The sequence below is a fragment of the Nocardia sp. CNS-044 genome, from assembly GCF_059570515.1.
The window spans coordinates 456,545-467,445 of sequence record NZ_JCANSX010000011.1 but is presented as its reverse complement, the minus strand read 5'-3'; the positions used below and the strand labels follow the sequence as shown (position 1 = coordinate 467,445).

At 65.8% G+C, this 10,901-nt stretch carries 14 protein-coding genes and 1 pseudogene; 6 read left to right on the top strand and 9 right to left on the bottom strand.

The annotated features are described in order from the left end of the window. Window positions 1-342: transposase (locus T333_RS30375; RefSeq protein WP_496424749.1), on the top strand; the 342-nt coding region annotated here is incomplete at its 5' end. A 130-nt stretch (window positions 343-472) separates the two neighbouring features. Here T333_RS30375 and T333_RS30370 read toward each other — a convergent pair. The 3 genes from T333_RS30370 to T333_RS30360 form a co-directional block, all read right to left on the bottom strand. Beyond that, on the bottom strand, window positions 473-772 hold the full coding sequence (locus tag T333_RS30370; protein ID WP_496426630.1) for a hypothetical protein: 300 nt from the start codon (window positions 770-772) through the stop codon (window positions 473-475). Window positions 773-1,191: 419 nt separating this feature from the next. Continuing rightward, complete coding sequence (locus T333_RS30365) at window positions 1,192-1,935, bottom strand: hypothetical protein (protein ID WP_496426629.1); 744 nt, start codon at window positions 1,933-1,935, stop codon at window positions 1,192-1,194. A 193-nt stretch (window positions 1,936-2,128) separates the two neighbouring features. Continuing rightward, entirely contained in the window at window positions 2,129-2,698 is a 570-nt protein-coding gene (locus tag T333_RS30360) for a hypothetical protein (protein ID WP_496426628.1), read from the bottom strand. Window positions 2,699-3,555: 857 nt separating this feature from the next. Here T333_RS30360 and T333_RS30355 point away from each other — a divergent pair. The 5 genes and pseudogenes from T333_RS30355 to T333_RS30335 all read left to right on the top strand — a co-directional run. Next, a pseudogene (locus tag T333_RS30355) lies at window positions 3,556-3,672 on the top strand (twin-arginine translocation signal domain-containing protein); the annotation flags it as partial. Window positions 3,673-3,797: 125 nt separating this feature from the next. Next, on the top strand, window positions 3,798-3,920 hold the full coding sequence (locus T333_RS30350) for a hypothetical protein (RefSeq protein ID WP_496426627.1): 123 nt from the start codon (window positions 3,798-3,800) through the stop codon (window positions 3,918-3,920). Between the two features lie 93 nt (window positions 3,921-4,013). Continuing rightward, complete coding sequence (locus T333_RS30345; RefSeq protein WP_496426626.1) at window positions 4,014-4,493, top strand: DoxX family protein; 480 nt, start codon at window positions 4,014-4,016, stop codon at window positions 4,491-4,493. 70 nt (window positions 4,494-4,563) lie between these two features. Then, complete coding sequence (locus tag T333_RS30340) at window positions 4,564-5,874, top strand: FAD-binding oxidoreductase (protein ID WP_496426625.1); 1,311 nt, start codon at window positions 4,564-4,566, stop codon at window positions 5,872-5,874. Between the two features lie 124 nt (window positions 5,875-5,998). Beyond that, the gene (locus tag T333_RS30335; RefSeq protein ID WP_496426624.1) at window positions 5,999-6,229 is read left to right on the top strand and encodes a hypothetical protein; all 231 of its coding nucleotides are present in this window, start codon (window positions 5,999-6,001) and stop codon (window positions 6,227-6,229) included. 147 nt (window positions 6,230-6,376) lie between these two features. Here T333_RS30335 and T333_RS30330 read toward each other — a convergent pair whose 3' ends face one another. From T333_RS30330 to T333_RS30305, 6 genes are all read right to left on the bottom strand, one after another. After that, the gene (locus T333_RS30330; protein ID WP_496426623.1) at window positions 6,377-7,051 is read right to left on the bottom strand and encodes a hypothetical protein; all 675 of its coding nucleotides are present in this window, start codon (window positions 7,049-7,051) and stop codon (window positions 6,377-6,379) included. Window positions 7,052-7,310: 259 nt separating this feature from the next. Beyond that, complete coding sequence (locus tag T333_RS30325) at window positions 7,311-7,634, bottom strand: hypothetical protein (RefSeq protein ID WP_355001462.1); 324 nt, start codon at window positions 7,632-7,634, stop codon at window positions 7,311-7,313. 18 nt (window positions 7,635-7,652) lie between these two features. Then, window positions 7,653-7,880 (bottom strand): hypothetical protein, encoded by a 228-nt coding sequence (locus T333_RS30320; protein WP_355001461.1) that lies wholly within the window; start codon window positions 7,878-7,880, stop codon window positions 7,653-7,655. 485 nt (window positions 7,881-8,365) lie between these two features. Further along, complete coding sequence (locus tag T333_RS30315; RefSeq protein ID WP_496426622.1) at window positions 8,366-9,367, bottom strand: SEFIR domain-containing protein; 1,002 nt, start codon at window positions 9,365-9,367, stop codon at window positions 8,366-8,368. Between the two features lie 275 nt (window positions 9,368-9,642). Beyond that, window positions 9,643-10,464, bottom strand: coding sequence for a Mov34/MPN/PAD-1 family protein (locus T333_RS30310; protein ID WP_496426644.1), 822 nt, complete (start codon window positions 10,462-10,464; stop codon window positions 9,643-9,645). A 5-nt stretch (window positions 10,465-10,469) separates the two neighbouring features. Further along, window positions 10,470-10,763: a hypothetical protein gene (locus T333_RS30305; protein WP_496426621.1), complete on the bottom strand. Its 294-nt coding sequence runs from the start codon at window positions 10,761-10,763 to the stop codon at window positions 10,470-10,472. Window positions 10,764-10,901 lie beyond the last annotated feature (138 nt).

Here is a 10,901-nt window from a genome sequence, read left to right as displayed (position 1 = left end):
AACGACCACCTGATGCTGCCGGAGTTGCTCGACCGGGTCCGGCCGCTGCGCGGCAGAACGGGTCGGCCTCGCCACCGGATCAAGGCACTGATCGCGGACAAGGGCTACGACTATCCGCGCGTGTATACCGAACTGCGGCAACGTCGTATCACCGGCTACATCCCCCGCCGCGGCACCCACGACAAGGTGACAGGGCGATGGATCGTCGAACAATCCCTTGCCCTGCTGCACCAGTACCGCCGCCTCGCCACCCGCTGGGAACGACGCACCGACATCCACCAAGGACTCCTCGACCTCGCCGCCGCCCTCATCTGCTGGCGAAGACTCCGCAACCGAACCTGATAGGTGCTCTTAATGGAAATGTCACCCCGGCCATTTTCGCCGACTCTGCCTCCCAAGGCCCAGAGCAGCCCGCGCGATCAGCGGCGTGAGCGGACAATCGGCGCCCTGCCCGCGCGTCGTCAGAGTGCGATCAGTATCGAAAGCGGGCCTTGTCCCCGTTGATACGTATCAGAATTCCTGTCAGTGACGCCCCGCCGTCGATAGGCATGAGGGCAAGCCCCAGCGCCCGAATCGCCGCATCGGCTTCGGCGGCCGCCTTCGAGTCGCCGCGACGCCAGGCGTCGCGAGAAGCAGCGAACACTGGTTCGAGATCCGGCCATCCAGGTCCAGGCTCGAACAGGCAGTCTGTCCAGAACATGTCGACGCCGTCCTGGGCCAGGACTCCGATGACTTCACCGGCCCCCACCAGCTGCCAACAGGGATCAGTCATCGCTCTCCTCTCCACTCGGCTTTCTGCTCCGAGCGCTGATTGACCAGGTGTTACAACAGCTCGGGACCCGGCACCATACTCGATTCGCCATTACAGGATGCTTGCCGACTTTGGTGGTAGCGACGTGGTCGAAGACCGATCTGGGGGACATCCGTCCGCGCCTGTTCCGGGTACGCGGACCGGCGGCAGCGGCTCCACCACCTCCTAACCGATCCATCAGGATTCGTGCTCTCGCCGCGCCGAATCACGGGGCTGCTGTCGGGAGAGGTGACATCGTCGTCTCCCTCCCGCAAGCGGCCATTTGATGAGTGTGTAACCGACATGTCACCCAGCCAGTGCCAGACAGACTGTCCGACCGCGCGACAGGCGGATGCGGACACTCAGATCAGCGACGGCTATCGAACACCCCTGCCAGCGCGTTAGCCGCTACGAGATACCGTGCCCTGAATCCGAGATGTGCTCGTTCCGCCGTAATCCGCATATTCGTAGGTCGCCGAAACCACCCGGCTACTGCCAGCCTCGCAATTCGGAGCGCGCAGGTGGGTAAACGCGAACTCGTTGCCTGTACCAGGCTGATACAGCATCACTTGGGTTCCCGGCGGACCCGACTGTAGTGGCAGCTCGTCTCGGAACGAGATCGCGGTCGGCGGGGTAGTTTCGACGCTGCCGGTGCCGTTGTGCAGTGTGACCACGACCCCGAACACGTTGTCGGGCACATTTTTCGGCGGATACGACTGTGTCGCGCCGCCCGTGTAGACGGTCGTCTGGCCCTCGTCGGTCCAGTCCGACAAGTTCCTGCCGCAATGGGGGTTGGTGACGAGCCGAGCCAAGACACCGGACGGGGTGCCGCTGCCCGCGATCAGCGGCGGAATCGTGACCACCGCACCGACGAGAATGGCAACTACCAGCACTGCTCCGCCTCGAATCGAGGCGGCGCGCGTCCGACCGGATCGGTTGCCATACAAGTGCAAGAAGGCTGCCGCGAACGCTGCGGCAAGGGCGAAGCACGCCGCGACGATCTCGAACCGTGGATCCGATCCCGGCTCCGAGTACAGTCCGAGCCCGATCGCCACCCACGCCACAGCCAGCGCGCCGACGGCAACGACATGCAATATGTACGCGAAAAGGCTCGAGCGATTCCACGATGTATCACGAGCGAACACGCGGTCAATGTATCGACCAGTTGTGTCTGATCCGGTTACCAAGTGTGGAGAAATCGTGTGGGTCCGGCAGGAGACTCCGAAGTCGGGGAGCCCCAACCCATTCAGCGGGCGTCGCGACGGCAGTTTATGGGACCTCGGTCGTCACCCATGCCAACGCCATTCCGACACCGATGCCCTCAGGTATGGATAACGATTATGCGGCGCAGCCGATTTCACGTCCTGCCGCCGCCGGTACGCCGTGCCTGTTCACACAGTCGAGGCCTTCGCCGACATCGATCACGTGCCAGCGCATGTTCCCGTTCCACGCGGAGTACTGGAACAGATACATGACCGGATGCAGGGTGCCCTCCGGATAGCTCATCGCCGAGGCGAAGGTGCCGCTACACCGTGCGCGCTGGAGATCTGCCAGCGGATACTTGGGCGTCCCAGTCATTCTCAACGAGGTGATCAGAAACTCGCGAGTGACCATGGCGCAGGGTTCGTCCGCTGACGGCGTGTCCGAAGGTTGGGGTGCCGCCGAGGTAACGGTGCTCTTGGTGGCAGGCGCCGTGGGTTCCGCGCTGGGCGCGGTGGTCTCAGCGCCGGGCGCGGTGGTTTCAGCGCCGGGCGCGGTCGTCTCGACAGTGGGCACCGTGGTCGAGACGGTCTTGGAAACGGTGCTCGATGCCGAGGATCCGGCATTGGACGCGCCCTCACCGCCACACGCACTGAGGGTCACCGCGGCGGTGGCCGCGACGGCCGCGAGCAACATACGTTGGGCCATGTCGTCTCCTCGGGTAGGGGCCGCCCTCATTGGCGGCCGCTCCCAGATCATCTGGCCGAGTGCAGATTTCGTTTCGTTGACGAACTATGACAGTTCTCACGACCGGCGCCTGTATCACTACGGCCGACGTGACCGATTGGCTGCCGCGGTCCTCCGATTCGACAAACTCACCTACGCGCGCCCCGAGCACCGGACACAACCGAACCAGAGGCCAGCATCCACGCCGAACAGGTGCGAGCGCAGCCACTGCCGACCTGCGCATATCCTGCTCATCACGATCGCCGAGCCCGATGGTTGCCCGGCCCCCTCGCCAACCCGCCGCCACACCGAAATCAGTTACCGCTGGCGCGATTTCGCCGACGTCCGCGAGCTACGTGTCGCGGTCATCACGCGTCGACAACCCGTAATACCGCACCACACCCTCCGCGCAACATGATCATCCACGGCGGTGACGCACTGACCACTCGAGCCCAGCCTGTCGTAGAAGTAGATGCGGCTGCAGCGCCGGATACGGAGTCTGCTGCGTTCGTAGTTGGATCCTTCGGGGAACAGTGCCGGCAGTCCGTCAGCACATCGCACCAGAGACACCGGAGCGGGGGCTCAGGCGGTCGAGCTGCGCCCCGTCCTCGAGTGAAAGCCGGACCACCGACTGTGGCTCGTCCCCACCCGGGATGTACCAGAGCGATCCAGGCCGAACGCTCATCGGCGGCCACGACGATGTCTCGATTGGTGTGTCGGGACACACCACCACATCATCCCGTTACCGTGCATGGGTCGACCACACTGCCCGGAAAGATTCCCTTGGCAGCCCGGTACTGCGTAGACCGATTGAGAGGATCTGAACCTCGAGCGATCTTTCTCGCCGTGACTTGCTCAGGGCGTCGGCGGCCGCCGGCGTCGGAGCAGTCGTCGTCTCGGGCCTTACGGCCGCGGACCACCCGAGTAAAAGCCCGGAATGCCGCCCGCGACGCTGACCGGCCACATCGTCCGCCCGGGTGACGCGTCGTACACGGATGCGCGACTCGGCTGGGACCAGCTCTTTTCTCCCTACGTTCAGGGCTTGACCTTGCCCCGAGGGGAAGGTTCGACGATCGTTCGCATGAACTACAACCCACTGCGCAACGTCGAAGTCCAGCTCCGCGAGCAGGTTTCCGCCTACTGCGAGTCCAACAATGTCCCCGGGTTCGTCGCCGGCGTCTACCACCGCGGCGAGCAGGCCTGAACCGCGGCCCGCTGTCACAGTTTTCAGCCCGGCGTCGTCATATCGGTACCGGGCGGCCGCCCACCCGAACACAATCCAAAAGGAACACCGACCATGAACACAACCGTCGCGACTCCGGCACACCGCGTGCGGAGCCTGATCGACTCCGTGGCGGGCCGCACCGCGGCATCGCGAACCAAGTTCGCCGTCTTCGCCGCGACCACCGGCCTGGTACTGACCGAGTCGGTGGTGGGCGCGTACTGGGATCTGGCCCGCATCCCGTACGTCGAGGAGACCTTCGCCGGGCTGCGCTACCCGATGTACTTCGCGACGATTCTCGGCGCGGCCAAGGTGGCCGCGGTCGTCGCCGTGGTGACGCCGGGATTCCCGCGACTGAAGGAATGGGCCTACGCCGGATTGTTCTTCGTCTACGCCGGTGCGGCCGCCTCGCATCTCGCGGTCGGTGATCCGACCGCGAAGGTGGTGTCCCCGCTGGTTTTCGCGGGACTGACGCTGGCCTCTTGGGCGCTGCGCGCCCCGGCCCAGCGCGACCCGAAGCCGTTGCCCCTCGCGCTGAAGTTCCGGCGCGCGTAATTCCGGTGGGCGCGGACAAAGGCGATCGCGCCCCACATTTGTGTGTACGACTGAAAGTTAGGAAGCAGCAATGTCTTTCGATGCTCTGCGCGACACGATGCGTGGCCGGGTGCTGCTGCCCGGCGACGAGGGCTTCGACGGCGCCGCACGGCCGTGGAATGTGACGGTCGTTCAGCCGGTAGCCGCGGTGGTGGAGGCCGCCGACGTCGCCGACGTGGCCGCCGTCGTCACTTATGCGGCGCGGGCGGGGGTGCCGGTGGTGGCGCAGCCGACCGGTCACGGTGCGGCGGGTGGGATCTCGGAGGCGATCCTGCTGCGCACCGGGCGGCTCGACGGCGTCGAGATCGATGCCCAACGGCGGATCGCGAAGGTCGGCGCGGGCGCGAACTGGGGTGCCGTGCAGGCCGCGGCCGGTGCGCGCGGGCTCACCGGACTGGCGGGCAGCAATCCGGTGGTCGGAGTGAGCGGCTACACGCTCGGCGGCGGTCTGAGCTGGTTCGGTCGCAAGTACGGCTGGGCCTCGAATGCGGTGCGCGCCTTCGACATCGTCGACGCGACCGGCGCCGCGGCGCGGGTGACGGCCGAGAACGATCCGGAGCTGTTCTGGGCGCTGCGCGGCGGTGGCGGTGACTTCGCCATCGTGACCGGACTGGAGTTCGAGCTGTTCCCGGCGCCGGGACTGTACGGCGGCCGGGTGATGTGGCCGGGTACCCGCACCGCGGAGGTGTTCGCGCTCTTCGAGGAGATCACCGCGTCCGCGCCCGCGGAACTGTCGGTGTGGTTCCACCGTTTCCAGTTCCCGGACGCACCGCCGATGGTCGGGCTGGACGCCGCCTACCTGGGCGACCCGGATGCAGGGCGGGAACTGCTCGCCGCGCTGGACGCGATCGGCGGCGCGGTCACCGACACCCGCGGCGCGCTGGCGGTGGCCGATCTCGGCGCCATCACCGCCGAACCCACCGATCCCAGCCCTTCGCTGTCCCGCGCCGAACTGCTCACCGCCCTCGACGACGCGGTCGTGAAGACGGTGCTGGAAGGACCGGTCGCCCCGCTGGTCGACATCCAGATCCGCCACCTCGGCGGCGCATTGGCCGAAACCGGTCCCGACGGCGGTGCATGCGGTCCCGTCGCCGAGCCCTACCTGCTGTACCTGCTCGGCCTGGGTCTTCCGCATCTCGCCGACGCGGTCAAGGGCCGCCGTCGCGAGATCGTCGACGCGCTCGGCGGCAGCATCAGCGGCCGCAAGCCCTACACCTTCCTCACCCCGGAGGAGACCGCGGCGAGCGCGTTCGACGCGGGGACGCTGGCCAGGCTGGGCGAGATCAAGCGGGCGCGAGATCCGCGCGGAGTGATCCGGGCGAACTACCCGGTGCTGGGATAGAAGTCGGCCGCACCGCCGAGCCGGGCGAACGCAGGCCGCGGACTCTCGTTGTCTCGCGGCCTGCGGACGTCCGGCCGCTCGGTTTCACAGCCGATTCCCTTGGCGCACTCCGGGTCTGCGGCCCTTGGCGCGGGCCCGAGCCGCCGACGTACCTTCGGTCACCGTCGACGACCCCGCCATCATCGCGACCCGCCGCCTGCTCTGGAACCGCCACCGCATCGCCGTCGAACACGGCGCGGCCACCGGTCTGGCGGCCGTGCGCGCGGGCAGGTCCCGCTCGCACCATGGCGAACGCATCGCCTTCGTCCTCTACGGCGCCAACACCGACCCCACCGACCTCATGTCGGCGGTGTAGCCACCGTGATCGTCGCCCGCCTCGGGCGGCGGGAACCCCGCGCCGCCGACTGGGCGCTGAAACGCGTTGGCCAACAGCCGTTTCCGGCGAGGGCCCTAGCCGATCTGACAGCAGGGGCGCCATCGAACCGGGGGTCCGTGAGCTCGGTCAGAAACGTTCGAGCTCATAGAGTTTCGACCCGGACGCGTCGAAGACGGAGGCATGGTCGGTGTCGGTGAACTCGACGCGGTAGCTGGCGCGATTGGGGCTCTGCGTCACGACCAGCGTGTATCGGCCCTGCGCGTCGGGTTTGCTCGAGATCGAGCACGTCATCGGGCCGCCGATGTCGAGCGGTTCGCCGTTGCTGTAGAAGAAGCCGTCGCAACTGCCGCCGTCGGAATTGAACGTTTTCGTTCCGGTGCCGTCGGATGCGGTCCAGGTGCCGACTATGGCACGGGAGCCCACCGATTCGTCCCCGCCCGAGAGTGAGCTCGATCCGCCGCTGTTGCCTGCCGCCCCGCCGGGGGAAGACAGCGAATCCGTCGCGCCGCCCATCAGCCGGTCGGCCGAGAAGCCGAGAAGCGCGACCGCGCCGACGACGACGAATGCCGCGAGAACGGGGTGGTTCTTGGCCTGATTGACGATTTTGCTCGTGACATTCACCGGACCGGTGCTGTGGATATCGCCCATCACCCCGGCGAAATTGCCGGAGTTGTTCATCGACACCGTACCGGGCGCGGTCGGCGTCGCTGTCACTCGCGCGAGTTCGGCGGCGAAGCGGCTGTCGTCCGCGATCGCCGCCGCAATCGACCGTTCGGCGGCAATTTGCGTCACCGACGACACCGAACCGTTCGTCGCCCGGGCCTCCTCCAACAGTCGTCGCACGGCTGCGTCGTCGCCGAGCTTGAAGACGACCGCATTTCGTACTCGATTCACCGCGAGGTCCAGTGTCTCGTCGGTGAGTCCGTTGATCTGTGTTCCGACGCGGTTGGCCTTGCCGACCGCCCATGCGATCAACATGGCGACGGCGACTTCCACGGTCATTGCAGGTTCACCTTTCCCGAAGAGAGAATCCGGCCGCAGTGGTCCGCGGCCGGTGAGCTCAGCCCCATGTGTTGGAGTCCCAGTCGACGGCGTTGTCGATCGACTGCGTGCCGTTGCGTCCGGCCTTGCCTCCGGTCTCCTTGCTGAATCCGAATGTCCCGCAGTAGGAATCCACTTGTTTGCGCACACCGATGGTGTTGGACACGGACAGTGTGTCCAGGCCGTGGTCGGACAGCAGGTCGTCGAGGGTGTCGTTCTGATCCTCGTAACTCATCGCGGCGAAGTCCGAACAGGTCACATCCTTGGGATCCTGCCCGCACGAGACGGGTGCCAGGACCAGCAGGACGCCTGCCGCTACCGGCAGAACGGATCGGAATCTCATGGTGTTGTCCACTCCCTGTCAGTGGTCGAGGCCGGCGAAGAGAATGAGCCCGCCGACGATGGGGAGCGCATAGAACCAATCCGTCATGAAATATGTGCCACGCGAGAACGCGATATAGCCTCCGTACCCGATGGACAACAGTCCCAGAACAACCAGGACGATCGCGCCGAAACCGTAGTAGTTGAATCCGGCTATACAGATCATGATTCCGAAAACCGCTACGAACAACGCGTTGACAACTCGCATCCGACAACCTCTCTCATATCCGAAATCGCTTTCGACACCGCATCGACCTGTGTGAGTCCCTGTGCGGAGTGGGTGCGCGCGTCGTCGCGCCGGCACTTCGGCTCGTCTCGACGTCTCGGCACCCGGCCGCGGGCGGCATCAGGTCCTGAGATCAGCTGTCCCGGAGCTGATTCCGATGGGTGGCGGGCACCGATTCGGGTACACCCCGCCCGCACCCGAATCGGCCGGACCTTCTCGTGACGGCGCCACGGCGTCGTCGGATCGAGCATGCACGGCCTCGGCTGTGTGCCGGTCCGTAGCCAAGAAATGCTGGAGCGTATTGAACGTTGCTGGAAGACGCGGCGAGAGCTGCGCCGATCACCGGTGGCCACGCCGCCTCGCGGATCGCGAGATCGGTCGGGCAAAGCCGCAGAGGGAGTCGCCGCGATGGTCGACTCCCTCTGAAAGGCGGTGTGTTTCGGGATCTACAGGACGGCCGATCGGCCTTAGGTGAACAGGGTCGGGTTTCCCCACGCGAGGGCAGGCAGTCTGCCGGAACGTCCGACAGCCGCCATCGCTCCGGCCAGCATCGGATTGTCGAGCGTGTCCGGTCGATAGGCGACCAGGCGCAATCGCAGGACATCGCTCACGTCGTAGCGGATCTTCGCCGGCTCGCCGTAGGCGACCTCGACCTGTTTTTGTGCTTCGCCGTCGAGGAAGACCTGGAAGTAGCCGGTCTGCCGTGGATCCGCGGCGTCGTCCAGGATTCCGACCACTGTTTCGAACTCGCGAAACGATCGGCGCAGGTTGTACTCGATCGGACTGCGCGCATCGCTGCAGAAGTTCGCGCAGCGGTGCACGATGCTGTTGCCGTAGTGGATGCCGTTCAGATCGGCTCCGGTGATCCGTAGATCCGCGCCGCGCGTGAGGGGTTCGAGCGCGTCGGTGAGCAGTCGTGCCTTGCGTTTACGCGGTGTACTGCTCGAATCCGGCGATTCGGTCGGCCGGGCGCCGAACTGCGGGCCGACGTATTTGCCGCGGGGCGGCGCGGCGTGTTCGGAGACTCCGCTGAATGCCGCGAGCAGATCGTTGATGCCTTCTGTCGTGAATTCGCTGATCTCGTAATGGGTTGTGGAATGCGCGGCCAGGAACACTGGAATCTCGTCGACCGAGCGGCCTGGGAGCACGACCGGGAGGATGCGTCGGGTTTCCCCGCGCAAGTTTCTGGTGAGACCGTCACGGATGATCGCCGCCTCGAACTGCGCGCCTCGACCCTCGTCTGCCGCGGCGGTGCCGTCCGCGCGGCGTTTGTAGGCGGGGGAGGCGATGACCACGACGAAATCGGCCGCGGAGAGTTGGTCGATCGCCCACAGCGACCAGTCGCGGCGCTCGTAGTCGTCCCAAGCGTCGAGCCGGACATCGACGCCTGCCTCGCTGCGCAGGAACGTACAGAACTGGCGAACGAGTTCTTTGTGCTCGGGGGAGTCGTGAGAATAGGAGACAAACACCCGAGGGGCTTCGTTGTCCGAAGCCGCCCGCGCGGATGCATCCTGCTCCGTGCTCACTGGAGCGTCGTGGGCTGCTCAACAGCCCTTGTCGGTGTCATGGGTTTCCCGCCTCTCATATCGTCCTTTCCGATCGATGCCCCGAATGTGTTTCATCGGGCAGGGTTACGAGTGCACTGCCGCTTCCGCATCGCCGACCTGTGCGCGGCCCGAATTCGGTGATGGCCCAGTATGGTAGGCGACCACATCGGTCTTCCGGACCGCATTGCGCCACGAAATCACCGCACCGGATTCGGCGCGGCGTGCAGTGCTCGCGCCAACCGGGATTCCGCGGGAACGTTCAGATCCCAGGTGAGGGGCAGCGGAAGGATGCGGTCGTTCCGGTGTTCGACGCCGAAGCGGTGCAGCAATGTCGATGTCCTGCTGTCGAATTCGTCGGTCCGTTCGGCCAGTACGATCGGGGCCTGGATCGGATACAGCAACGGAAACAACAGCTTCAGCTCCAGTCCGACCGTGCGCAAGACAACCGAGACATACCCGACCCCCTCGACATCGACGGTGCTCGGCGTGAAAGCCTGCGCGCCGAGTGCCGTCGCGAGTTTCGCGCAATCGCGACCCACCGGCAGGATCTGTACTCGGGCGGGACGGACGTCGACCGAACCCTGCGGCGTCAGCTCCGAGACGAAGACCGACATGAGGCCGTTGGGCAGTAGCACCTGGTGGTCTTCTGTTCGCCGATTCTGGTTCGTGACAATGGGGTTGACGAACCGTCCGAGCCACGGAGTCAAGCGGAGACTGTCGGCGAAGGCCGCGGCGTCACCCCGCGAGGGATGGTCCACGCCTTCGGCATGCGAGTGGACGATCCCCTTCAGTTCGAGGTTGGGCTCGGCCTCCTCGATGCGGCTGAGCATCCGCTGAAATAGGGGTGAGGCGCGGAAGGTCGTAGCCGTCGATATCGCGTTCGAGTCCGGAAGGAACGACGCGATCAGCGGAAGTCCCAACGGTCCGAGCAGTCCGCCGCCGCGTTCCGGTGGGTGGGCGGCGACATGCTGGTCGATCGAGGCGAGGACGGAGTCGACGATGGAGATGTGGCGAAACATTCCGCTCACGCGGCCGTGCGAGGTAGCCGAAGTCTGCCTGTCTCGGCGGCGGCACGGATCGGGACAGGCGCGCGGAACATCTCGGCGGTGACCTGTGAGAACCGGCGGTCGCGAATCTCCTCTGCGTTGTCCGCCAAGAGAATTCGTCCGTCGATATCGATTACCAGGCCGTACGGGCGGCGGTGGTTTCGGGTGCCCGCCGGTTCGTGCGGACCGGTCGGATCGGGAGCCTGCCTCGACGTCGTGCCGTCGAAGGGCGAGTGTTCCGTGGATCTCGGCTGATTCATCGCATCGGACATGTTCATTCCTTCGGTGGACTACGAAGGCCTCACTCCAGCACAATCGACGCGTGTGGCGCCCGGGGCCCTGAAAAGTGCTCGAACACCCTGAAGGTGCTGTGTGGTCCGAGCAGGAGGGTGACAGTGGGCGGCAAACGG

Bases quoted from the DNA above. Each gene is read 5' to 3' on its own strand.
- T333_RS30370 (WP_496426630.1), bottom strand. From the start codon at position 772: ATGACTGATCCCTGTTGGCAGCTGGTGGGGGCCGGTGAAGTCATCGGA.
- T333_RS30360 (WP_496426628.1), bottom strand. From the start codon at position 2,698: ATGGCCCAACGTATGTTGCTCGCGGCCGTCGCGGCCACCGCCGCGGTG.
- T333_RS30350 (WP_496426627.1), top strand. From the start codon at position 3,798: ATGAACTACAACCCACTGCGCAACGTCGAAGTCCAGCTCCGCGAGCAG.
- T333_RS30345 (WP_496426626.1), top strand. From the start codon at position 4,014: ATGAACACAACCGTCGCGACTCCGGCACACCGCGTGCGGAGCCTGATC.
- T333_RS30340 (WP_496426625.1), top strand. From the start codon at position 4,564: ATGTCTTTCGATGCTCTGCGCGACACGATGCGTGGCCGGGTGCTGCTG.
- T333_RS30325 (WP_355001462.1), bottom strand. From the start codon at position 7,634: ATGAGATTCCGATCCGTTCTGCCGGTAGCGGCAGGCGTCCTGCTGGTC.
- T333_RS30320 (WP_355001461.1), bottom strand. From the start codon at position 7,880: ATGCGAGTTGTCAACGCGTTGTTCGTAGCGGTTTTCGGAATCATGATC.
- T333_RS30310 (WP_496426644.1), bottom strand. From the start codon at position 10,464: ATGTTTCGCCACATCTCCATCGTCGACTCCGTCCTCGCCTCGATCGAC.
- T333_RS30305 (WP_496426621.1), bottom strand. From the start codon at position 10,763: ATGTCCGATGCGATGAATCAGCCGAGATCCACGGAACACTCGCCCTTC.